The organism is Microcoleus sp. MON1_C1, from assembly GCF_036701945.1.
Classification (GTDB): domain Bacteria; phylum Cyanobacteriota; class Cyanobacteriia; order Cyanobacteriales; family Microcoleaceae; genus Microcoleus.
The window spans coordinates 1-22,528 of record NZ_JAUBRO010000007.1; the positions used below are offsets into that span (position 1 = coordinate 1).

Genomic DNA, 22,528 nt, shown 5'->3' on the forward strand with positions numbered 1-22,528 from the left:
ATTGTTTATCAGCCTCAAATATTCTTGGTAAAACCCGCCCCTACCGGCCCATCGTAGGGGCGGGTTTCACCAACCATCTATGTCGGAAACCAACAATATAATAAACCCGCCTCCACCCAACGACAAATCCGAATCTAGCTTTTTTGAATGCGAGCGAAAATCAGGTTAAATTGGGTTATGGGTTGGGTGGGGGCGGGTTTATATAGATGGTGTGTGAGCCTCAAATATTGTTGGTAAAACCCGCCCCTACAGGCCCATCGTAGGGGCGGGTTTCACCAACCATCTATGCCGGAAACTAACAATATAATAAACCCGCCCCCGCCCAACTCCCGGTGCGTATTTTATCACTATTTGCAGTTGGCAGCGCGAATGTTTATTCGGCGAAGTTATTAATGATAAAATGCAATTGAGTCCCTATGGTAAAACTGTTTTATTCAATTGGAGCCTTCTTCCCAAACGTTACCAAAACGTAGCCTTAGACAATTTTATTGTGATGCCAAATCACGTGCACGGAATTATTTTTTTGAAAGGCAGCCCAGAAACAAATTATACAGAATCCGATAAATTGGGGCTGACAAAAGCAAAAATTCATCCTTTGTCGGAAATTGTGCGGGGTTTAAAAACATCTTCGGCACGGCGAATTAACCAAATGCGATATTTGACAGGCGTATCGGTATGGCAGCGCGGTTATTACGAACATATCATCCGCAATGAAGAATCATTATTTGCCATTCGCGAATATATCATTAATAATCCTTTGTTGTGGGGAAAAGATGAATTGTATCCTCATAATTCAGTCAAAATTAATGAATCTAGTCCATTGGCTATCGAATGTAAGGGTAAATCTTATATACAGTCGATCGTTCTGTAATATTATGTCGATGGATTTGTAGGGGCGGGTTTCACCAACCCTCTATGCCTAAAAAAAAACAATATAATAAACCCGCCCCGCCCAACGGTAAATCCGAATCTACATTTTTTTTATGCGATCGAACATCAGGTTAATCTGGGTTATTGGTTGGGTGGGGGCGGGTTTATATAGATTGTTTGTCAGCATCAAATATTATCTATAAAACCCGCCCCTACAGCCGATCGTAGGGGCGGATTTTACCAACCATTTATGTTAGAAACCAACCATCTAATAAAGCCGCCCCCGCTTGGGCGACTAAGGCAAATCAGTGCTCCCCATCAAATAAAGGTCGCACTCGCGGGCCACGCCGCGCCCTTCGTTAATCGCCCAAACCACCAAACTTTGTCCCCGGCGACAGTCACCAGCCGCGAAAACTCCCGGAATGCTGGTTGTATATTTTTCGTGCTCGGCTTTCACATTGCTGCGCGCGTCGCGTTCCAATCCCAGCGCATCCAGCAAGGGCTGTTCCGGGCCGAGGAAGCCCATCGCTAGCAACACAAGCTGTGCCGGCAACACTTTTTCCGTGCCCGGGATGTGATTCGGAATAAACTGCCCTTTCTCGTTTTTCGCCCACTCCACCTCAACGGTGTGCACGGCTTTGACATTGCCGTTTTCGTCGCCCTCGAACTTTGTCGCTGTGGTGAGATAGCCGCGCGGGTCGTCGCCAAATTTGGCGGCGGCTTCTTCTTGGCCGTAGTCGAGGCGGTAGACTTTCGGCCATTCCGGCCAGGGATTGTTGGCGGCGCGTTCCGAGGGCGGTTTGGGCAGGATTTCTAGCTGTACCAGGCTTTTGCAGCCGTGGCGGATGGAGGTGCCCACGCAGTCGGTGCCGGTGTCGCCGCCGCCGATGATCACGATATCTTTGCCTTCGGCGGAGATGAAGTTATCGTTTGTGCTCTTGTCTAAAACTGCTTTGGTGTTCGCAGTCAGAAAGTCCATTGCGAAGTGGATGCCTTTTAATTCCCGGCCGGGGATGCCCAAGTCGCGGGGTTTGGTGGCGCCGGTACAGAGCACAACGGAGTCGTATTCTTTTAGCAGTTGTTCGGCTGGTAAGTCTTTGCCGACTTCGGTGTTGCAGACGAATGTCACGCCTTCGTCTTCGAGGACTTTGAGGCGGCGCATCACAACTTGTTCTTTGTCTAGCTTCATGTTGGGGATGCCATACATTAGCAGGCCGCCTGGTCGATCGGCTCTTTCGTATACTGTTACCCAATGACCGGCTTTGTTGAGTTGCGCGGCGGCGGACAAACCGGCGGGCCCGGAACCGATGACGGCGATTTTTTTGCCGGTGCGTTTTGCCGGTGGTTCCGCCGTAACCCAGCCTTCATCCCAGCCTTTATCGATAATTGCGGCTTCGATGTTTTTAATCGTCACCGGCGGGTTGTTGATGCCGAGCACACAAGCGCCTTCGCAGGGTGCGGGACAGACGCGGCCGGTGAATTCGGGGAAGTTGTTGGTTTTATGGAGTCTGTCTAGGGCTTCTTTCCAAAGCCCGCGATATACGAGGTCGTTCCATTCGGGGATGAGGTTGTTAATCGGGCAGCCGCTTGCCATGCCGCTAATAATTGTGCCCGTGTGGCAAAACGGAATGCCGCAATCCATGCAGCGCGAGCCTTGGGTGCGGAGTTTATCCTCCTCCATCGGTAGGTGAAATTCGTCCCAGTTGTGGACTCTCTCGACTGGTGAGAGTTCAGAGGGCAATTCGCGCAAGAATTCGATAAAGCCTGTTGGTTTTCCCATAGTGGTGTTCTGGTTAGAATTTACTATTCTGTCAGTTTCTCAAAGGTGAAGCTGGCGGGCTTCTGAATTAACTATTGTGATCTAAATTGTGTGCGATCGCAGCTCAGATTGAGCAATTCCTACCTGAAATCTTCAATATCGCCGGGAGTCGGGGAATTGTCGCCAGCCGTAAAAAATAGAGCGACAGCAAAGAAACCGGGTTTTTTACGCGGCTTAAAGGTTTTAAAGGTTTTGATGCAGTATCTTCGTCCATCAAACCCGGTTTCTGCGTAATTTCAGCATTGCTTACTCTGGGACGATCGCATTTACCGCTACAGCCACATCTCGAAACGCTCGCGGCTTAACTCGGACGGCCCGCCAGCCTCAACTTTGAAACGCAGTCTCCATCAGGAGGGCATCGAGATCCTATACAAAAAGTTACAGACCTTGCAAAATATTATTTTCAGGATATACTACTGTAAATCTGTCAGATAAGCGGAGTTTCCTTGCTTAACTCCAAAAATAGGTAAATAAACTCATGAGTATTACAGTTCAGAACGTATCGAAACACTTCGGCTCCTTCCACGCAATTGACAACGTGAATTTGGAAATTAAAAGGGGCTCTTTAGTCGCGCTGTTGGGGCCTTCTGGTTCCGGGAAATCGACTCTGCTGAGGATGATCGCGGGGCTAGAACCGCCGGACAGCGGTCAGATTTACCTGACCGGTGAAAATGCTACTCATCAGTCGGTGCAGGAACGGCATATCGGTTTTGTGTTTCAGCACTACGCTTTATTCAAACACATGAGTATTCGGAAAAATATTGCCTTTGCGATGGAAATTCGCAAAGTTCCTAAAGGCTCTATTAGCAGGCGGGTGGATGAACTTTTGGAGTTAGTGCAGTTGACAGGTTTGGGCGATCGCTATCCTTCGCAACTTTCGGGGGGCCAGCGGCAGCGGGTTGCTTTGGCCAGAGCTCTAGCAGTTCAACCAAAAGTGCTGCTGCTAGACGAACCTTTTGGAGCATTAGATGCTAAAGTCCGCAAAGAACTGCGATCGTGGCTGCACAACCTTCACAAAGAAGTTAACATCACCACAGTTTTTGTGACTCACGACCAAGAAGAAGCTATGGAAGTAGCCGATGAAATTGTGGTGATGAACAAAGGTAGAGTCGAACAAGTTGGCACTCCTGCTGAAATTTACGACAAACCGGCGTCAGCTTTTGTGATGAGTTTTATTGGGCCGGTCAATGTGCTCTCAAATGCTGCGGGTTTGTTCGCCAGCAACGGCACAACGGCTCGCAATAATGGAGCCGCTCATTCGGACGTAGTGTTTTTGCGCCCCCACGACGTGGAAATTAAAACTAAGCCGGAGTCTGGTTTTTCATTAGCAACAGTCAGTCGCATCATTCATTTAGGGCGGGAAATACAAACCGAGTTACTGTTAGAATCGCAGCAGGTAGTAACAGCTTACGTGAGTCGCGAGCGCTTCGATTCTCTACAGTTAACGCGAGATCAGCAAGTTTACGTCAAGCCCAAACACGCGATGACTTTTCCTGCTTATTCAATTTAAATCAGCGACTGCATCTTACTCAAAATACTATCCGGGCGCTTCTACAAAACACTGCTCCCACATCGTTACCAGGCTTGTGCCTGGTAATGCTGTCTCGTGGCTCTAAATCGCAGGCAGATCCTCCTGAAATTCATTCCCAGGCAGAGCCTGAGAACGAGAAAAACGAGAAAACCCAGGCAGAGGCTGGAAGAACTAAAAAAAAGATAGGTGAAGAATATGACTGCTAACAAATTCAAGAATTTAGCAACTAGCACTTTACTTAGTTATCGCCGTTACCTCCAGGCAGGATTAACACTTTGTGCAGGATTGGGACTGTCTGCGATCGCCTCTTCAGTTGCGTACAATTGGGAATACAAATCCATGCAAGCCGAACTGCAAGACCGGCTGGACAAAATAGCTACAGACATTCAGAAAGATGTTAGCAGCAATTTAGAAATAATTCGTGCTGCTGGAGCATTTTACAGCGTATTTGACGGCGTTAAAAAACCAGAAATCAAGACATTTGTTGGTTCTGCCCTGTACCGCCATCCGAGCCTGAAGGCGATCGCTTGGCTGCCCCGTGTTTCTGACTCTCCGCAATTCCTGACTGATGAAATAGATTTAAATTTAGATTTGACTGCCCATCGGCTAGCGTTAGAAAAAGCCGCCAAAAGACAAGAAATTATCGCGACTGACCGCCAAAAATGGTCTTCACAAAATCAACCAAGCGTCTTCGTATTTCTGCCAATTTTTAGTCAAATTTCTGCTGGCGACACCGCAGAATGGCAGCAAAACCTACCTGCTAGAAATCCAGAAAATTTGAAAGGTTTTGCTTTGGGAATTTTGCTTGTTGATGCTATTGTCAAGTCAGCTTTACAGGAAACTCAACTCAACTTTGTTAATGTGTATCTTCAAGATGCTATGGCTCCTGAAGCAGAAAGATTTCTCGCTTTTTACGAAGCAAAGACTAAAAGGATAGTCACCGACGAAAACATTAAAAACCAACTTCAAATTGGGGAAAGAGCTTACTGCCCGGATGGCAGCAGTTGCACCCGCATTCTCAATATTGAAAATCGCAGGTGGTTGCTGCAACTGCGGCTAACGCCAGAGTACATTAATCCTCTAAGATTTTGGCGTTCTTTGACTGTTTTAATTTTTGGGACAATCTTAACTTTGGCGGCGACACTTTATCTAATGAGCTTGTGGAATTATACCGCTCTCATTGAAAAAATAGCAGCAGAACGCACGGCTAAATCTCAACGTCTAGAACAAACTTTGCAAGAGTTGCAGCAAACTCAAAGTCAACTGATTCAGCAGGAAAAAATGTCTAGTTTGGGTTTATTAGTGGCTGGTGTCGCCCACGAAGTTAATAATCCTATTAGTTTTATTTACGGCAATATCCACCACGCCAGCGCATATACTAGCGATTTGTTGGAGTTGGTACAACTTTACCAAAAACACTATTCATACCCTCCGTCCGAAATATCCGAGTATTTAGAAAATATTGACTTTGACTTTCTCAGAAAAGATTTGCCGCAACTGCTGTCCTCGATGAAAATAGGAGCCGATCGCATTGTTCAAATAGTCAAATCTTTGCGGAATTTCTCTCGCTTAGATGAAAGCGAAATGAAACCAGTCAACATCCATGAAGGTATTGACAGCACTCTGCTAATTCTGCAAAGCCGCCTGAAAGCTACAGCCGATCGCCCGGCGATCGAGATTGTTAAAAACTACAGCAATTTACCTTTAGTAGAGTGCTATGCCGGACAATTAAATCAGGTGTTTATGAATATTCTGGCTAATGCGATCGACGCCCTTGAGAGTTACAACCTCGATCGCGGGCCCAAAACAGCGAAAGCCAATCCGATCGCGATCGCCATAACCACAGAATATTCAATCCCTGACAAAATAATTGTGCGGATATCTGACAACGGCCCCGGTATGGCAGAAAATGTCAAAAAACGGCTGTTCGACCCCTTCTTTACGACGAAACCGGTCGGAAAAGGGACAGGATTGGGACTGTCCATCAGCTATAAAATTGTCGTAGAAAAGCACAAGGGTGCGCTGCGCTGCGATTCGACACCGGGATTGGGGACGGAATTCTCGATCGAGATTCCGCTGCGGCAAGAAGTCAGACAAGCTGTACCGTTTGTTTCGCGGAAAATATCCGAGGCAGCTTAGAAGGGGCTGGAGAAGGAAAAAATTTTTTCCTATTAACTACTGTAATTCGGTCGGAATATAGTATTATATGTAAGAATGCCAAAACCAATACTGCTTTATGCAGCTTAAACGGTGGGCACTGCCGATACTGTATAACCCAAACACGGCGAGAGTAAATATGTTCAGTGACTTGCAAATTATTTACGAACGCGACCCTGCGGCGCGCAACTGGCTGGAAGTATTATTTTGCTATCCCGGACTGCAAGCACTTTTTTTGCACCGGATAGCACACTGGCTTTATTTCGCTGGCCTGCCGTTTGTACCGCGCTTGATTTCCCAACTAAGCCGCTTTTTAACAGGTATTGAGATCCACCCAGGCGCGAAAATTGGTAGGGGCGTGTTTATCGACCACGGCATGGGGGTGGTAATTGGCGAAACTGCGATCGTTGGAGATTATGCTGTAATTTATCAAGGAGCCACAATTGGCGGCACGGGTAAAGAAATAGGAAAACGGCATCCGACGCTGGGAGAAAATGTAGTTGTGGGAGCGGGTGCTAAAGTTTTAGGCAATATTCAAATTGGCAATAATGCTCGGATTGGTGCGGGTTCGGTAGTGCTGCGAGATGTCCCTAGCGATTGCACTGTTGTGGGAATTCCCGGCCGCATTATCTCTCGGAAAAAGCAGGTGGAAGATGCTCAAAATTCTCAAGGCTTACCGGATTTGGAAGCTCAAGCTATTCGAGCTTTGTTCGATAGAATTAAGGATTTAGAAGAGCAGGTGGATTTTTTAAAATCTCAATTATCTCCGCTCAAAACAACTCAATCAGAGCAAGCAGAGGTCGAAAAACATGAATTATTCCTGTCTTCGGATTTATTCATTACACAGTTTTTAGACGGTGCAGGAATCTAGTAAAGCTTTAACTTATATAGATTTTTGCCAGCCACACTATCCTGCTGTCATTGGACAAACTAACTTTTATTCTTTCAGTAACTGGCTATGACTATTGCTTCTCTTTCCACTAAAACTTTTGATGAAACGAGCAGACATATATTTTCTCGTCGTTCGCACTTGCCCAACAGAAGCAATGCTCTGTGGCGCATTGAAACTGGAGTAGTGCGAACGGTAACGTGGCTTGAAGATGGCACGATTATCACCTTGGGATTGTGGGGGCCTGGCGATACGATCGGCAAACCGATATCAAAATGCGATCCTTTTCAAATTGAATGCCTCACTAAAGTCGAAGCAATTTTACTATTGGGCGAGCGCTGGCTAAATAGAGATATTTTGCTCAATCACATTCAGCAGGCTGAAGACTTTATGGTAATGCGAGGTTACAAAAGAGTTGATTTTATGCTCTATCAACTATTAACTTGGTTGGCTAAGAGGTTTGGTTCTGAGGTAGAGCGAGGACATCTAATCGATATGATTTTAACGCACCAGGACATTGCAGAAATTATCGGTACAAGTCGCGTAACTGTCACTCGCACCCTGGGTCATTTTGAGCAGCAAGGCTTGATCGATCGTCTGCCGCTCCACCGGATTATTCTACAACCTTCCGAGGTTTGGCACTACGAAATATAAAAGGTTATTAACTGTTAATTGTTTACTAGCGCCGATGTAGGTGATAGGAATGCAGTCGAAATATTTTTTTCGGTGACAATGCTATATTCGAGCAAATTCACACTTTTATAGACAACAAATAATTTGTATCGAATGTGCGTTAATTAAATTTTCTCATCGACTCGTCAATAAGTTCAAAAGCAAGGGCGACGATCGCACTTGCTTTTTTCTTTGTGTTGATTTCTTTCTTCTCACTGCCAACAGATGCGATATCTCGCACCTGTTAACTGCCCTTAAGTAGGTGAGTCTGAACTCATATGTTGCACCATTCTCAATTAGCCTTTTATGAACAGGCAAGATGCCTGTTCCACAAAAGATAAATTTTCTTGTGGAACAGGCATCTTGCCTGTTGCTGACAATGGTGCAAGATATCAGTATGAATAAACTTAACGATGACACAGCATATATCCGCCTACCTACTTAGCAGTTACTTTAAGGGGGTGGTATTGCCTCTAAAATACTCGCTTCCTGCAACATTTGAGACTTTCGGGCTCTACCCGCTTCTGGGTATTCCCAAGACGGTGCAAAGGGTGGAACCAAGAAGGAGCAAGCTTTCCACCCACCCTGTACCCCCACGCCGAGCATCAGGCAGTTTCCGCCCCTGTGCCCGTGCTGCTCGTAAAACCGACAGTGCCGACAGCTTAAACCTACATTTACGTTGCTCACGGGATTCCTCCAACCGTTTTTGTAATAAAAATATACTAACCCCTGTACGCCTACCGGAATTGTGTACTATTATATAATGTACAATTTAAACTCGATCGCCAGTGGGGAATGTGGAACTATCTTCTAGAGTAGAATACGCCCTGTTAGCGCTCTTGGAACTGGCGAGCCACCATCCGAAGGATTCGCCCCTAACAGTAAACGAAATTACTGCTTCTCAAGAGATACCGGAACGCTATTTAGACCAAATTCTTGCCGTGCTGCGGCGTGCAAGTATTGTCCAGAGTCTGCGGGGCGCTAAAGGCGGTTATTTGCTAGCGAAAGAGCCTTGGCAGATTACTTTGCTAGAGGTGTTTTCGACTCTCGAAGGATCCGGCAGCGGCCAGACCCAAAAAGTTTCGGAATCTGCAACAATAGAAAAAACTGCGGTGCTAGAAATCTGGCAGGAAGCTCAACAGGCATCTTTGGCGGTTTTGGCCAAATACACATTACAAGATTTGTGCGAACAGCGGGATATTCGCAAACAAGCACATCCCATGTACTACATTTAAATGGAGAGAAATTAAGCCATGAGAATTGCTAAGGATGTTACAGGAATAATTGGCAGAACTCCTTTAGTTCAGCTCAATAAAATTCCCCAAGCCGAAGGAGTAGTTGCTCAAATTGTGGCCAAATTGGAAGGGATGAATCCGGCTGCTTCGGTGAAAGATCGGATTGCAGCCAGCATGATTCAGGCTGCAGAAGAGGCGGGGTTAATTCAACCCGGGAAAACTATTTTAGTTGAACCGACTTCAGGCAATACTGGAATTGCTTTGGCAATGATCGCGGCGGCGAAAGGCTACCGTCTGATTTTAACTATGCCGGATACGATGAGTACGGAACGCCGATCGATGCTGAAAGCTTACGGAGCTCAGTTGGAATTGACGCCCGGACATGAAGGGATGTTAAGCGCGATCGCCCGTGCGGAAGAAATTGTAGAAGAAACCCCCGACGCTTTCATGCTGCAACAGTTTCGCAACCCCGCTAATCCGAAAATTCACCGGGAAACCACGGCCGAGGAAATTTGGGAAGATACAGAGGGTAAAGTAGATTTTTTAGTTGCGGGAGTTGGCACCGGCGGTACGATTACTGGAGTTGGTGAGGTAATTAAACAGCGGAAACCGAGTTTTAGGACGATCGCAGTTGAACCAGCCACCAGCCCCGTGCTTTCTGGAGGTAAATCTGGTGCTCACAAAATTCAAGGGATTGGTGCAGGATTCATCCCGGAAGTGTTGAAACCCGAGTTAATTGATGAGGTGATCGCAGTTAGCGACGAAGATGCGATCGCCTACAGTCGCCGACTAGCCAGAGAAGAAGGATTGTTGTCAGGAATTTCTGCAGGCGCCGCTTTGTATGCCGCAATTCAAGTCGGCAAGCGTCCGGAAAATGCTGGAAAATTGATAGTTTTTGTGCAGCCTTCTTATGGCGAACGCTACCTCAGTACAGTCTTGTTCAAAGATTTAGAATTGCCTTCAGTCCGCGAACTCGAAGCATTAGTCAGCAATTATTAATACGTAGTAGGGGCAATCCCCGTGGTTGCCCTTGCAAATTAGGGGTAGGTCTTCTTGGCACTACCCCTAATTTTCAGACTTGATACAACTTCCAACTCGCCATCGCCAACATTCCGTAAATAACAAACTTTAGCGGGCGTTGAGGCATAATTTGGCAGAATTTAGCACCTACCAAAACTCCCGGCACCGAACCCAACCAAATTGGCAAAACTAAACTCCAGTCTACTGTTCCGAGGCTGAGGTGTCCCAGAGATGTAAACATCAACAAAATTGCCGCCTGCGAAATATCTGTACCCACCAATTTAGAAGTATCCAGGCGGAAAAAAGCAATCAGCAACAGTGCAAACATCGCACCGGAAGACACGCTAGTGATTCCCACTATGCAGCCTAAAATTGCTGCTGCACCCACAGTACAAAAACGACCATAATTAGTATTTAAGTCCCATTTAGGGGGCGAAGGTAATTTAAAACTAGGGAAAAATGTTTTGACCACTAATTGGCTCAGCGATAAAGCGACAATTAGTGCGATCCCTACTCCGAGAACGCGCAGCAATATGCTGTCTAAGTCCTGACTTCTGCTGGATTTGATGCAGTGTAAAATCCACACGCCAGTCAGCGAACCGGGGACGCTGCCCAAAGCCAGCCACTTAACTACTTGCAAGTCTAGAGTCTTTTGCTGCCAGTGTTTGAAGCCGCCAACAACTTTCATCAGTGTAGCAGCTACGACATCCGAACTAATAGCAATTGATGCCGGAACCTGGAAGACAAAAATTAACATTGGGGTGATGAGCGAGGCTCCGCCAACTCCGGTCAAACCAACGATAATGCCCACAAAAAAGCTGAGAAAGGATAGTAATAAGTAGTTCACGGTTATGCCCAAAAACTGTGTATTTAAGCGCTGCCAACCCACAAATAGATAACTGGGGCGGCTCCTGTAACACAGCTACACAGGCTAAATCTCACTTGCATTTCAATACTTTTTACCAAAATTTTGTCTCTTCAAGGCTTTAGAGTTGCCGCGTTCTCAGCAACAATATTCTTGGTAAAAGTAAGTAACTGCAAATAAACAAGACTACAGAAATTGTAGTGTAAAAGCTCCCTGATTTTCTTAAATGTACCTGTGTAACCGATCAAAAACCCTGGATTGATTTATGGGGTTTGTATTTTGTCTTCTACCTTGAAGTGACGATCGTCATAGGTAAAGTAGAGCTGAGGTTGACCGACTGCTTGCCGGCAAAGAAATCGGGAGTATCGAGAACATTAAAATGAATCAATGCCACAATGACAAGAGTGAAGGCGGTTGATGATACTAAACCCGTCAATAACTCTTTCTTGAAGTTTTTTTCCTTGGGTTTGTCTGTAAAAACATCTAAAGTTCCTAGCTGCATCAACAGAATTCCCGCAATATTGGAAAGCCAGTAGCCGACAATTGTGCAAGGAAACAGTAAATCTGGAGAAAGTAAGCTACAGATATACCCAAAGGCATAGGCAATTGGCAGATTGAAAAATATGTCGTTCCACCAACACAGGGGTGATAGCAAATATCCAATTGCCAGAAGCAACCCGCCTCTGAGCTTTTTAAACCCGACTTCCTTAAAGCCCTTAGCTTGTGGCAACTGTTGGGTCAGTTGTCCTGCAAGCTGGTACTCTTCACTGACTTTTTTAGCGTTTTCCACGTTAATAACTCATTACTCGATCGACTAACCGTAGTTTAACAGCCCAAATCGGTTATGTCTAGTAAGTCAATCTAGTTACCGTATTTTGTGGGTGTTCGGCTAAATATACTTTGTTTCCAGTACAAAAATATCTATCCGGGAGAGGTTGTTGAGAATGCCGGCTAGTGTTACTTTAGGCGCCGATCGAGAAATTGAAAGTTTCAGGCAAATGCTTGACAGTTTGCCAAAGATATGCTGTGTCGATGCCCCAGTAAAATTGCAGGTAAACGAGCAAAAGCCCGATCGCGACTGTCACGCCCAGCAATTTAGGGACTATTTTCGCGACAGTCTCCAGCACTACGAATGCTGCCCAGATAGCAGCACCTAAGATGATAATGGAAGCGATCGTGGCAACTGTATCGCTGTTCATGGTTAACTCCTGTTGACAATCAATCGGGTATGACAGAACTACTTGGGCTGACGGCGGCTGCAAAAATAAAATAAATTACTCCCATCCCCAATAAGGCGACAGCCGAACTGAAGACGAATATCAACCAATCTGACGGTTCGTAGGTATCCTCGTCAATTTGGCGGCGAACGGTGAAGTAGTGCACAGTTGAGATTAAGACTGTCGCCAAACCTATTAGAGAGAAGATTAAACCCAACTTCCACCCCATCCCCTGGCGGTACTGTACGGGCATTTGCACGACGCGAAGTCGGACGATGATGACGCCAAAACCCATGAGGGCGACCGCAGCCCGCATCCATGCTAAGAAGGTTCGCTCATTTGCCGATCGATCGATCGCCCGCGACAGATTTTGCTGCTGTGGTTTCTCATCATCTACTTGCATCGGTTGGAACGATAATTGCACGCGATCGAACTCTTTAAGATTAATATAAAACCGGCGCCCTTATTCTGGTGCCATCAAACCTTCTAAGCTAGAAGGAACGGTGAACATATAATAAATTACCCCAGCCCCTAGGATGGCGATCGCGAGGCTGAAAAGAATTACCCAGCGATCGGTAGGTTCATAAGTATCGTAATCGATATCCTCGCGGACGCCGAAGTAGTGCTTAGTTGATAATAGCACCGTCAGCAAACCCACTATTGAAAAAAGCAAACCTAACTTCCAACCATTGCCGGGAGTTGGCAGCAGAGGGGGATGAAAGGCGCGAAGGCGCACGATAACTACGCCAAAACCCATCAGCGATATTGCTGTCCGCATCCATGCTAAATAAGTGCGCTCGTTTGCCAAGTGATCCCGCACCCGCGACGGATTTGGTCGCTTAGTCTTTTCTGTATCTACTTTCGTGGATTTCCAATTTAATAGCATAGATAAACCTTTTAATTTTAACGCCTTAATTTTAGCGCCAAATTAAGAAGGGAAACCGATATATTTTCGCTGGGACGGATTATCCGCCGGGGGATCGATCCCCGGCGGGATGTTGCGTTGCAACGGGCTTTACACAGGCGATCGCATTACAACTTCACCAAAACTAATCATTTTCCTCAGTAGGTGCGTTGGGAAGTTGCGAATCTATGTAAGCCTGAGTCACATCAGGAACAAACCAATTCGCATCCCCAGGCTGGAAAATTTTAGCAGTAGGAACGTTGAATTCTACAGCCGCCGTATCGGGATTAGCTCTCGCTACAACTTGAGTTCCGTCAACTATCTTAACAGCTAGACCGCCAGTCAATTGTTGTGAAGGTTGATCTGCTGACCTTAAATCGGTTGCATTGACATCGCTGGGCAGATAAATGCCATCGCAATCCCATTTATGTTCAGTTGTTTGACCGTCAGCTAGAAAATAAAGGGCATTCTCGTAAGAAGACTCCGCTGCTTTTTTGCGTTTCGGGCCGTAGACAGCCAGGGTTTTTCCAGTTTCGTTGCGGCACTGACCCCAAGGTTTTCCCGTTTCTAAAGTGTATTTTTGAAACTCCAATTGAGCGATTTTTTTCCTGAGTTCCTCAGGGGTATAATTCTGGGCGGTATCGGGTGAGTCTTTCGCTGCCTTGAGAGTGTTCAGAGCTTCACTCACCTCTATGTAGTCGGGATTGCTCGCATATCTCGGCGTTTTTGGAGCGTCGGCCCAGGAGGGGGGAACGAATACTAAATTGGCGACCATTACCAAGAGCACTAAAAGAAATTTGAAGATTTTCACAATTTTTGTCCTTTTCTAGGTTGTCAGGTTTTTTCCAACTTTCTGTTTGCTTGCTATCTTAGGACTTAGGCAAAAACGAACTCTCTTTAACTGATTGGCCACAGAAACCAAATTTAGCAGAATCGAAAATTCTGGTTTTTTAGGATTAGACCTATTGTCAAAGTCGAGCGGCGTGGGGTAGTGGCGAAGTGTTCTGGCGATATTTTAAGGATTCCTCCTCAAGTTTTTAGCTGAGTTGGATTCACCACTACAGGATTTAGTGAAATGACAGGTATATTCTTGCCTAAGTCTGGCAACTGGCTAGCTCACAATATGGCTTGAACTTTCGTAAAAATTCGAGGCTAAATTAGTTTGAAGCTGCTTTTAGCTCGGTCAATTAGTTCATTATTAACTTAGCATATTTAGTGATATATGGCAAGTAATTTAGACACGCTTTTAAGAAAACAATTGGTAAGGTAAAAATGATAAGTTAGAACTTATGAAGTTAGGAAAAACTCTCTACCTATAGAGGGATGTAAGTAGCGAAACCGGGGCTAATTCTTAGTTAGATTGAAATGCCGGGAGCAGGCGATAAGTACCGCTTTCAATCAGAATGAATATTCCCAAGCCAATCAAGACAAAAGGGACAACAGCCTTGGTATAGCGAGTCAAAATATGGGCGATCGCCCTTTGGCGAGTTAACAGGTAAGCGGCATAAGACCAAACACCTACCATCACGAAGAAAACCGCCAAAATCACCACCAAGCTCGGCAAATCGCTGCTAGCAAACAGCGGCAAATAAATGCCGATGTTGTCTCCCCCGTTTGCCACTGTTACCGCAGCCACATTCAAAGTTTGGGGATTAAAAAGATTTGCTAATTTTGACAAAGCAGATGAATTAGATTGACGGTTAAATTCGCCGGATACCGCTTGTACGTCATTTTCCTCATTTTCTCTCTTGACCAAGTGACTGATGCCGATCGCGATCGGAACCAAACCCAGCAAGCCAATCCAAGCTTTCGGCACAATTAAACCGCCAAAAAAACCGGGCAAACTAGCAGCGATGAGTGCTGCAAATCCCAGGTACTTACCGACAAAGATATGCCGGGGGCGGAAAGTATCATTTACCTGGGCGAAGAACAGCATCGAAAGTACCATATCGTCGATATTGGTTGCGGCAAAAGACGTAATCCCGGCAATAATCGCTGCTGCAATCCAATTCATGTGCTGTCCCTGCAATTTTTCTAGACTTCAGTTTCCCTGGCGTTACCTCTGCTCATAGTTATCAAACAGAAAGCACAACCGACTAAAGATATTATACTTAAAGTTGGGCTTGCCAGAGTGCCGCTTTTAACCAGAATCGCCATTCCCAATCCGATTAAAACAAAAGGTACTAATTGATTGCCGTAGCGAGTCAAAGTATCTGCGATCGCCCGCATCTGAATTAACCGATAAGCAGCGTAGCACCAAACGCCCACCATCCCGAAGAATACAGTGAGAACCACCGCCAAACTTTCTAAAGTATTGCTAGCAAAAAGCGGCACATATATCCCGATATTGTCGCCCCCATTTGCCACCGTCACCGCTGCTACGCTGTAAGTTTGAGGAGACAGAAAACTGCTAAAAAAAGATTTCTCAGATTGCTCTAATTCTGCCTCAGCTTCCGAATCGTCAGTTTCTGGATTCAGCAAGCGGCTAAGCCCGATCGCAATTGGCAGCAAACCCAGCATTCCGATCCAATCTGGGGGAAAGATTAAGCGGCCAAAAAAGCTGGGAAGGCTAACAAACACCAGTGCAGTAAAACCCAGATACTGACCGAAGACGATATGCCTGTGCCGAAATACTGCATTTACCTGCGAGAAAAACAGCAGCAGAATCAGAATATCGTCTAGATTCGTAGCCGTAAAAGCTGTCATTCCCGTAGAAATTGCTGTTAGTAATTCGTTCATTTCTGTGTCTCCTCCGATTTTTTATTTCGTTGTACTTGCTGGGTTCGTATCTTCGGAACTGGCAAGATGCCCGTTCCACAAAAATTAAATTTTATTGTGGGCTGTCGATCAGAGCAACGCCTTTGAAATGCTTATTGACAATGCTGCAAGAGCTCAGTAAAAACCCCGTTGCTAAAAACTCTTCGTTCCGACGGCGAACTGGTAACTGCTAATCAAAAACGATCGCTGTCAAACGGGACTGCTTTGAATCGAACACCGCCGTAAATTGCATTTTCTTCGTCGAATTTAGCATGAATTGCGTCAATACCCTGCTCCATCGAACCCACAAGTCCAGGATAGCGCCGCCGCTGCCAGACAAACCATCCGCAACTAGCAACCAAATACATCAAGAACAAGTAAGGAAACACATCGTAAGGAGCTTCGGGAACTGGGAACATATTGCTGCCTGGAATGCCCACACTGCCCGCAATCGGAATCATCATAAATGCGATCGCCACAACCGAGAACACCACATCCCGCAGGCGCAATTTACCAATTTTGTGCAGGTAAACCGGAGCCGCGACCGAAATCAAGATGTATACCGTTAAGAATCCGTAGCTGCAAATTGCCCCCAAATAACCCATACAATCGAACAGTTTGATGTTAAACATAGACATCACTGCAGGCACCAAAAATGTCATAAATGTACACATTGTTACTGCAACGTGGGGAGTTTTATTAGACGAATGCGCTACACCTAATGAAGAGTGAAACAAACCGTGGCGCGCCATCATAAAAAACACTCTCGCCGCTGGATTGATGCTGCCGAGCACGCAAGCAAAAAAGCTAAATAAAGCGCCGAAAGCCACTAACTCTCCCAGCCAACCCATGCCCACTTGTTGCGCCAGAAAACTCAGAGGTTCTTCAGTATTAGTAATAGAAACTCCAGTACCGCTAAAACCCAAAACCTCAATATAGGTCATCAAAATGAAGAATAAGCCTGCCATGACAGCGCTGCCAATGACAGCCCTGGGGATATTTTTTAAGGGTTTTTTCGCTTCGTCGCCCAGAGATGTAGCGCTTTCAAAACCAGAGAAACCAAACATTACTAAGACAAGTCCCGTCGCTATGTTCCCCGGAGTTACGCCTTCCAAAGTTAATTGCGACATATCCAGGGCAAAACCTTTGTGCGCCCAGATAATCATTCCTAAAAGTGCGATCGCCGCCACTGATGCTCCCTCCAGCCACAGCATCGCCATAGCTGAGAGTTGGATATCTTTATAACCTGCATACCAAGCAACGCCGGCCCCGATCGCTAACAGCGTAATCGGTGAGGGATGGATGCCTAAATGACCGATGAAAGTACCCGTAAAGTTGGCAAAACCACACAAAACGGCCATCGCAGTAAATAAATAAGCGAGTACCAAACTCCAGCCGCAAATTACGCCGGCAGTCGGGCCTAGTCCTTTAACAATATAAGAATAAAGAGAACCTGCAGAAGCCGATCTGCTGGCGAATTGGTTGATATTGATGCTGACAAATACTAGGCCTATCAAGCCGATGAGAAAGCTCAGCCATGCCCCGTTACCCGAAAGAGCGACAATTAACCCTATATTAGATGCTGGTATCGTTGTAGGTGCAATGACGGCAAAGGATTGAGCTAAAACCTCCCCGAACGAGAGGCAGTCCGGCTTTAAGCCGTGTGCACTCTGATTTTTTGGCGTTTTCTTGGTCATTTATCTTCTCTCTTTTTGTCGATCGACTTTTGGCGATCGGCTCAAACTTGTCGGTGCTGCTTCAGCATTGGGCCCTGCGTTAGAAGCTTGAATATAACTCTAATCCCCTTCTGAGGTAAAATCAAATGTTGTTTTTTATCGAATTAATAAATGCAAGTGATGCAGTGCCGCCGCCAAATAACTGTTGGAATACCAGACGTATCTGTCGCCACCAGCTCAAACCCTTGACCTTAAAAGGAAAATTGAAATAGCGGCTGGCAACCGTACTTTCTTGGTAATTCCAACCTGTACAATAGAGTCGATCGAGAAGTTCAGGTCGAAGCTGAGCCGCCAGAGATTTTAATCTCAAAAAATAACTGTATTTAGTAAAAAGGTACTCAGCATGGCCGGAATGACACTTGACCAACTGCGAGTTTTTCTAGCTGTCGCGGAACACCTGCACTTCAGCCGCGCGGCGGAGGAACTTTACATCACTCAACCCGCTGTTAGTGCGGCAATCCAAAGCTTAGAGGCGCAATATGGAGTAAAACTATTTCACCGCATTGGCCGCCACATCGAAATCACTGAAGCCGGGAAGTTGCTGCAAATTGAAACGCAGAAAATTCTCGACCAAGTTGCTTTGACTGAGAGAGGTTTGCGGGAGTTGAACGACTTACAGCGAGGCGATTTAAAATTGGGTTGCAGTCTGACCATTGGCAATTATTGGTTGCCTGATAAAATTAGCAAGTTCAAACAGCAATACCCCGGTATTTCCGTGAATTGTACTTTGGCAAATGCCGAAGAAATTTGTGCGGGTACGGCGACGGGAACATTTGATTTGGGTTTAGTGACGGGAGATATTAAAGCTTCACTTAAGAACACTCTGGAGGAAGAAGTTATAGGCAGCGAACGCTTGCTGATTGTAGTTGGCAAATCTCACCCTTGGTTTGAACGTGCAGAGGTGAGTTTAACGGAAATTGCGAAAACGGATTGGGTGATGCGAGAAGCTGGTTCAGGAGTTCAGCAAATGTTGGAACAAGCTTTGCAAAGTTGGGGCATTAATCCCCATGAATTGAATGTAACTTTAGTTTTGAACAGCAGTGAAATGGTCAAAGCGGTCGTGGAAAGCGGCACAGGTGCAGCGGCTATTCCTGAATTGATGGTAAAAAAAGAATTGCAGCTATCTACACTGCGATCGATTAAAATTATAGATAGCCAACTAAGTTCTAAAGTAGGTCTTGAAATAATTAAACCTGTTTTAAAACTGAAGCACCGACAGCGTTTTCAAACTAGAATTACTAAAGCTTTTGAAGAGATATTAAGTCAAGGTGCTGCTACTTAATAATTCAGGGCTTACGCACCAATACTCAAGAAACCGGGTTTTTTACCGACATAAGAAGCTAAACGCCGTGTATTGTGTCGTAAAAACACCCGGTTTCTGGCCCCCCGTGCGTCCCGGATTATAATTATCTCTCAACCAATTTCCTCAAGTCCAATAAATTTTTACCCCCATCACCAACAATCAGTGGCAATTTCCCATCCCATTTTTCTATAGCCTGCCTTTCCAAAAGTTCTGGAGTCAAATTGTCCCGCAGCAACCTTTGCACTTCGGCTTCTCCCTTAGCTAAATTCACCTTAGCCTCGGCCTGTTTTACTGCCTTCAGCGCTAAAAACTCCCCTCTTTTTGCCTCCTGTTCGGCAATTTGTTTCGCCTCCACCGCCTCGCTAAATCGCTCAGAAAAGTGAACGTGTACTAAAGAGATATCGTCAACGGCAATGTAATATGTAACCAGCCTCAAGGTCAAATAATCATCAACTGCGGCTTTAACTTCTCCGCGTTTAGTAATAATTTCTTCAGCCGTGTATTTTGCCATAACTGCTTTTAATACTTCTTGAACTGCCGGCTCGATAATGCGAGCGACTACTTCTTTTTCGTCACCTATTTGTTGAAAAATAGCATTGGCTTTTTCTGGGATAATGTGCCAGTTGAGCGCTACATCCGTGAAAACATCTTGCAAATCTTTTGAGGAAGCTTCAGCGGAACTTTCCTGTTTTTGCACCCTGACGCTCAACTTTTTTACAGTATAAACTGTTGGGAATATTACGTGAATTCCTTCTCCTAGTACCTGTTCTTGCACTTTACCAAACTGCATCAGCACGCCCCGTTCTCCAGCGTTAACTATGATAAAAAATTTGGACAATATAGCTAAAAAAACTATCACTAGAGCTAGTTGAACAGCTATGTAAAACTCCTTATTTTTTTTAGTGCTTGATTTGAGTGAGTCAACATTACTGCTGGATTCTAAAACCATATTCCACCCCAAACTAACTTAATTAGAGGACAAATATTGACTTAACCGATATTCTATTTGCCTTCGAGCAACAACTGTTCAAAATCCGCTGCTGTCAAAGGAGGACTGAACAAATATCCTTGCATCATATCGCACTTATAGCGCCAGAGAAAATCTTTTTCTGCTTCCGTCTCAACTCCTTCGGCAATTACCTCAAGACAGAGACTGTGGGCCATTTCAATAATAGCTTTTACAATCGCTGCATTGGTGCAACCGTCGGTGATCTTGCTGATAAAACAGCGGTCTATTTTTAAAGTATCGAATGGGTATTGCGTCAGATAGCTTAAAGAAGAATAACCAGTTCCGAAATCGTCAAGAGATATACAAACTCCCAAATTTTTCAAGTGTTGCAAAGTCGCGATCGCACTTTCGGCATCCTCCACCATCAAACTTTCTGTCAGCTCTAATTCCAAACTGTTCGCTTCCAAACCAGTTTCTGCTAAAATTTGGGCAACTCTGCTGCTGAGCTCCGGTTGGCGAAATTGGCGCGCCGACAGATTTACCGCTATTCGGAGCGGAAAACCAGCATTTTGCCAAACTTGCATTTGTCTGCAAGCTGTCTGCAACACCCACTCGCCTAACGGTACAATGAAGCCAGTTTCTTCGGCCGCCGGAATAAATTCTGCAGGCGAAATCAGCCCTTTTTCTGGATGCACCCAGCGCACTAAAGCTTCTGCACTTATAATTTTACCTGTCTGGACATTGACTTGCGGCTGATAGTAAACTTGGAATTCTTCTCGTTCCAGTGCGTTGCACAAACTGGTTTTTATCTGCTCTAATTTGTCGGCAGTATTTTGGATAAATTCGCTGCCTTGCCCTCGCAAAGTATTGTACTGTTCGGCGACAGCTTCTTGTTTTTTCAAGCGGCTCGATATCGCGCCCACAAGTTCAGCTTTACTAAAAGGTTTAGTCAGGTAATCATCTGCTCCCAATTCCATACCTTGCCGCATTTCAGAGCGATCGGCTTTACCGGTGAGAAAAACAAAAGGTACTGTAGCAGTAACAGGATTAGATCGCAAGGCCACCAGCACCCCATACCCGTCAAGTTCTGGCATCATCACATCGCAAATAATCACGTCGGGAACATTTGACACCGCCGCATATAAACCTTGTGCTCCATTTTCTGCACCCGTCACGTCGAAACCTTCAGCTTTGAGGAGTTTGAGAATATTCTCGCGAATTAGTTGCTCGTCCTCAATCACTAGAATTTTTTTCATACGTCATTCCCTGAAAGCGGTATAATTGATAGGCGTTACTGAACGCCATAAGCGTCCCAATAACTGAGAACGCACAGCTCGATCGGCCCAACAGCGGAATATTTTCCGACACAAATAGCAAACACCTGAAAAACGCTAATTTTTCAAGCACAACTAGATTAATGTTTCTCTGCTTACTCGGTGCCGTCCGTATTATTACGAGGTTAATTAATAATCTCTAAATTAATTCTAGGCGATGGACAGTTAGCAGCGCCTTAAATAACTGCTAAACTAATTGTGCCGCCTGAACGATTGTCTGCAAACAATCTCAGCCTATTTATACCAGTTGTCAAAAATAATGCAACTGCAAGCAACTTCCAAACCCTTGCGGAGTCAGTCTTTCCCCATTTTTCAACGTAAAATCTAAACTTTTAAATCTCAAATGGTATTACCTACTGGATTTCCTGAACCCGCACAGATTGGAGTCATAGAAGTTAAGCAATATCCTCATTACCGCGCTGTCACCTACACCCACGCGGGCGATTTGCGACAAGCAACTGGCATCGCCTTCAATCCCTTATTTCAACACATCAGCAACAACCAAATTGCGATGACAACGCCAGTAGAAGCGCGCTACACCGAAACTTCCGGGGAAATCAATGCGGTTCCCGAAGCAAAAGTTTCGTTCCTCTATCCCGCACCAAATATCGCCCCCAGCAGCGTTAACTCCGCTGTAGAAGTTACAGATACTTCGCCGATGACGGTTGTCAGCATCGGCGTGCGCGGGGCATACACTTGGGAAAGCTACGAAAATAACCTCCAGAAACTCAAAGATTGGCTTCAAGAACATCCCGAATACGAAATAGTCGGGGCGCCGCGCCGCTTTTTTTACAATTCCCCGATGACGCCGGAAGCAACTAAAATCAGCGAGGTACAAATTCCCATCAAGTGCCGCTGACGTGAACAACTAATTCGCGAATGTGACCCCGCTGGCGGTGTTCCCACAGGTAAATTCCCTGCCAAGTTCCTAACAGCAACCTGCCGCGATCGATCGGGATTTGTTCGGAAGTGTGAGTCAGCGCAGTGCGAATGTGTGCCGGCATATCGTCTGGGCCTTCCGCATCGTGAATGTAGCGATCGCCCTCCGGTACCAGTTTAGCCAAAAAGTTAGCCAAATCCTTAAGTACATCTGGGTCAGCATTCTCTTGAATCACCAAACTAGCAGAAGTATGGCGCAAAAATAAGCTACAAAGTCCCGTCTTAATACCTGAAGTCGCCACCGCCTCTTCTATCTTAGGAGTGATTTTGCACAGAGATTTCCCTGTAGTTTGAATCTTGAGTATCTGTTGATAGTGATTCATTCGATTTT

General features: G+C 45.6%; 24 protein-coding genes. 9 read left to right on the forward strand and 15 right to left on the reverse strand.

Annotated elements, in window-relative coordinates; all coding sequences use genetic code 11:
• Positions 1-493: 493 nt before the first annotated feature.
• Entirely contained in the window at positions 494-871 is a 378-nt protein-coding gene (locus QUA62_RS05520; RefSeq protein ID WP_445301642.1) for a transposase, read from the forward strand.
• A gap of 294 nt (positions 872-1,165) precedes the next feature.
• Here QUA62_RS05520 and gltD read toward each other — a convergent pair whose 3' ends face one another.
• Entirely contained in the window at positions 1,166-2,650 is a 1,485-nt protein-coding gene (gltD, locus tag QUA62_RS05525; RefSeq protein ID WP_333402868.1) for a glutamate synthase small subunit, read from the reverse strand.
• A gap of 517 nt (positions 2,651-3,167) precedes the next feature.
• Between gltD and QUA62_RS05530 the strand changes: the two genes are divergently transcribed.
• From QUA62_RS05530 to QUA62_RS05545, 4 genes are all read left to right on the forward strand, one after another.
• Positions 3,168-4,199, forward strand: coding sequence for a sulfate/molybdate ABC transporter ATP-binding protein (locus tag QUA62_RS05530; RefSeq protein ID WP_333402870.1), 1,032 nt, complete (start codon positions 3,168-3,170; stop codon positions 4,197-4,199).
• A gap of 216 nt (positions 4,200-4,415) precedes the next feature.
• A complete protein-coding gene (locus QUA62_RS05535) occupies positions 4,416-6,359 on the forward strand; it encodes an ATP-binding protein (RefSeq protein WP_333402872.1) in 1,944 nt (647 codons plus the stop codon).
• Positions 6,360-6,516: 157 nt separating this feature from the next.
• A complete protein-coding gene (gene cysE / locus QUA62_RS05540) occupies positions 6,517-7,248 on the forward strand; it encodes a serine O-acetyltransferase (protein ID WP_445301643.1) in 732 nt (243 codons plus the stop codon).
• Between the two features lie 87 nt (positions 7,249-7,335).
• A complete protein-coding gene (locus QUA62_RS05545; RefSeq protein ID WP_333402876.1) occupies positions 7,336-7,920 on the forward strand; it encodes a Crp/Fnr family transcriptional regulator in 585 nt (194 codons plus the stop codon).
• Positions 7,921-8,391: 471 nt separating this feature from the next.
• Here QUA62_RS05545 and QUA62_RS05550 read toward each other — a convergent pair whose 3' ends face one another.
• Complete coding sequence (locus tag QUA62_RS05550) at positions 8,392-8,625, reverse strand: hypothetical protein (RefSeq protein WP_333216985.1); 234 nt, start codon at positions 8,623-8,625, stop codon at positions 8,392-8,394.
• Between the two features lie 110 nt (positions 8,626-8,735).
• Here QUA62_RS05550 and QUA62_RS05555 point away from each other — a divergent pair, with 110 nt between their 5' ends.
• Together QUA62_RS05555 and cysK are read left to right on the forward strand one after the other, a co-directional pair.
• Entirely contained in the window at positions 8,736-9,173 is a 438-nt protein-coding gene (locus QUA62_RS05555) for an Rrf2 family transcriptional regulator (protein ID WP_333402878.1), read from the forward strand.
• Between the two features lie 18 nt (positions 9,174-9,191).
• On the forward strand, positions 9,192-10,172 hold the full coding sequence (gene cysK / locus QUA62_RS05560) for a cysteine synthase A (protein WP_333402880.1): 981 nt from the start codon (positions 9,192-9,194) through the stop codon (positions 10,170-10,172).
• Between the two features lie 73 nt (positions 10,173-10,245).
• Here cysK and QUA62_RS05565 read toward each other — a convergent pair whose 3' ends face one another.
• From QUA62_RS05565 to QUA62_RS05610, 10 genes are all read right to left on the reverse strand, one after another.
• Positions 10,246-11,040 (reverse strand): sulfite exporter TauE/SafE family protein, encoded by a 795-nt coding sequence (locus tag QUA62_RS05565; RefSeq protein ID WP_333402882.1) that lies wholly within the window; start codon positions 11,038-11,040, stop codon positions 10,246-10,248.
• Positions 11,041-11,344: 304 nt separating this feature from the next.
• A complete protein-coding gene (locus QUA62_RS05570) occupies positions 11,345-11,848 on the reverse strand; it encodes a hypothetical protein (protein WP_333402884.1) in 504 nt (167 codons plus the stop codon).
• Between the two features lie 172 nt (positions 11,849-12,020).
• A complete protein-coding gene (locus QUA62_RS05575; RefSeq protein ID WP_333280676.1) occupies positions 12,021-12,257 on the reverse strand; it encodes a hypothetical protein in 237 nt (78 codons plus the stop codon).
• A 19-nt stretch (positions 12,258-12,276) separates the two neighbouring features.
• Positions 12,277-12,699: a DUF202 domain-containing protein gene (locus tag QUA62_RS05580; RefSeq protein WP_333402886.1), complete on the reverse strand. Its 423-nt coding sequence runs from the start codon at positions 12,697-12,699 to the stop codon at positions 12,277-12,279.
• A 39-nt stretch (positions 12,700-12,738) separates the two neighbouring features.
• Positions 12,739-13,161 (reverse strand): DUF202 domain-containing protein, encoded by a 423-nt coding sequence (locus QUA62_RS05585; RefSeq protein ID WP_333402888.1) that lies wholly within the window; start codon positions 13,159-13,161, stop codon positions 12,739-12,741.
• 163 nt (positions 13,162-13,324) lie between these two features.
• Entirely contained in the window at positions 13,325-13,990 is a 666-nt protein-coding gene (locus tag QUA62_RS05590) for a hypothetical protein (RefSeq protein ID WP_333402890.1), read from the reverse strand.
• A 540-nt stretch (positions 13,991-14,530) separates the two neighbouring features.
• Complete coding sequence (locus QUA62_RS05595) at positions 14,531-15,193, reverse strand: cadmium resistance transporter (RefSeq protein ID WP_333402892.1); 663 nt, start codon at positions 15,191-15,193, stop codon at positions 14,531-14,533.
• 20 nt (positions 15,194-15,213) lie between these two features.
• The gene (locus QUA62_RS05600) at positions 15,214-15,918 is read right to left on the reverse strand and encodes a cadmium resistance transporter (RefSeq protein WP_333402893.1); all 705 of its coding nucleotides are present in this window, start codon (positions 15,916-15,918) and stop codon (positions 15,214-15,216) included.
• A 212-nt stretch (positions 15,919-16,130) separates the two neighbouring features.
• Entirely contained in the window at positions 16,131-17,633 is a 1,503-nt protein-coding gene (locus QUA62_RS05605; protein ID WP_333280691.1) for an APC family permease, read from the reverse strand.
• Between the two features lie 121 nt (positions 17,634-17,754).
• Positions 17,755-17,982 (reverse strand): hypothetical protein, encoded by a 228-nt coding sequence (locus QUA62_RS05610; protein ID WP_333402895.1) that lies wholly within the window; start codon positions 17,980-17,982, stop codon positions 17,755-17,757.
• A gap of 42 nt (positions 17,983-18,024) precedes the next feature.
• On the opposite strand from QUA62_RS05610, the gene QUA62_RS05615 reads away from it, so the two are divergent.
• Positions 18,025-18,954, forward strand: a complete 930-nt coding sequence (locus tag QUA62_RS05615) for a LysR family transcriptional regulator (RefSeq protein WP_333402897.1) — start codon at positions 18,025-18,027, stop codon at positions 18,952-18,954.
• 124 nt (positions 18,955-19,078) lie between these two features.
• On the opposite strand, the gene QUA62_RS05620 is transcribed toward QUA62_RS05615, so the two are convergent.
• Both QUA62_RS05620 and QUA62_RS05625 read right to left on the reverse strand, forming a co-directional pair.
• Complete coding sequence (locus QUA62_RS05620) at positions 19,079-19,924, reverse strand: prohibitin family protein (RefSeq protein WP_333280699.1); 846 nt, start codon at positions 19,922-19,924, stop codon at positions 19,079-19,081.
• A 53-nt stretch (positions 19,925-19,977) separates the two neighbouring features.
• Positions 19,978-21,180 carry an EAL domain-containing response regulator gene (locus QUA62_RS05625; RefSeq protein ID WP_333402901.1) on the reverse strand — a complete coding sequence of 401 codons (1,203 nt, stop codon included), beginning with the start codon at positions 21,178-21,180 and terminating at the stop codon, positions 19,978-19,980.
• 421 nt (positions 21,181-21,601) lie between these two features.
• Here QUA62_RS05625 and QUA62_RS05630 point away from each other — a divergent pair, with 421 nt between their 5' ends.
• Positions 21,602-22,117 (forward strand): heme-binding protein, encoded by a 516-nt coding sequence (locus QUA62_RS05630; RefSeq protein ID WP_333402903.1) that lies wholly within the window; start codon positions 21,602-21,604, stop codon positions 22,115-22,117.
• Here the strand turns inward: QUA62_RS05630 and QUA62_RS05635 are convergent.
• A complete protein-coding gene (locus tag QUA62_RS05635) occupies positions 22,104-22,520 on the reverse strand; it encodes a secondary thiamine-phosphate synthase enzyme YjbQ (RefSeq protein WP_333216950.1) in 417 nt (138 codons plus the stop codon). The two genes, QUA62_RS05630 and QUA62_RS05635, sit on opposite strands and share 14 nt — an antisense overlap.
• Positions 22,521-22,528 lie beyond the last annotated feature (8 nt).

Coding starts and splice junctions, on each gene's coding strand:
- QUA62_RS05520 (WP_445301642.1), top strand. CDS start 494: ATGCCAAATCACGTGCACGGAATTATTTTTTTGAAAGGCAGCCCAGAA.
- gltD (WP_333402868.1), bottom strand. CDS start 2,650: ATGGGAAAACCAACAGGCTTTATCGAATTCTTGCGCGAATTGCCCTCT.
- QUA62_RS05530 (WP_333402870.1), top strand. CDS start 3,168: ATGAGTATTACAGTTCAGAACGTATCGAAACACTTCGGCTCCTTCCAC.
- QUA62_RS05535 (WP_333402872.1), top strand. CDS start 4,416: ATGACTGCTAACAAATTCAAGAATTTAGCAACTAGCACTTTACTTAGT.
- cysE (WP_445301643.1), top strand. CDS start 6,517: ATGTTCAGTGACTTGCAAATTATTTACGAACGCGACCCTGCGGCGCGC.
- QUA62_RS05545 (WP_333402876.1), top strand. CDS start 7,336: ATGACTATTGCTTCTCTTTCCACTAAAACTTTTGATGAAACGAGCAGA.
- cysK (WP_333402880.1), top strand. CDS start 9,192: ATGAGAATTGCTAAGGATGTTACAGGAATAATTGGCAGAACTCCTTTA.
- QUA62_RS05575 (WP_333280676.1), bottom strand. CDS start 12,257: ATGAACAGCGATACAGTTGCCACGATCGCTTCCATTATCATCTTAGGT.
- QUA62_RS05585 (WP_333402888.1), bottom strand. CDS start 13,161: ATGCTATTAAATTGGAAATCCACGAAAGTAGATACAGAAAAGACTAAG.
- QUA62_RS05595 (WP_333402892.1), bottom strand. CDS start 15,193: ATGAATTGGATTGCAGCAGCGATTATTGCCGGGATTACGTCTTTTGCC.
- QUA62_RS05600 (WP_333402893.1), bottom strand. CDS start 15,918: ATGAACGAATTACTAACAGCAATTTCTACGGGAATGACAGCTTTTACG.
- QUA62_RS05605 (WP_333280691.1), bottom strand. CDS start 17,633: ATGACCAAGAAAACGCCAAAAAATCAGAGTGCACACGGCTTAAAGCCG.
- QUA62_RS05615 (WP_333402897.1), top strand. CDS start 18,025: ATGACACTTGACCAACTGCGAGTTTTTCTAGCTGTCGCGGAACACCTG.
- QUA62_RS05620 (WP_333280699.1), bottom strand. CDS start 19,924: ATGGTTTTAGAATCCAGCAGTAATGTTGACTCACTCAAATCAAGCACT.
- QUA62_RS05625 (WP_333402901.1), bottom strand. CDS start 21,180: ATGAAAAAAATTCTAGTGATTGAGGACGAGCAACTAATTCGCGAGAAT.
- QUA62_RS05630 (WP_333402903.1), top strand. CDS start 21,602: ATGGTATTACCTACTGGATTTCCTGAACCCGCACAGATTGGAGTCATA.
- QUA62_RS05635 (WP_333216950.1), bottom strand. CDS start 22,520: ATGAATCACTATCAACAGATACTCAAGATTCAAACTACAGGGAAATCT.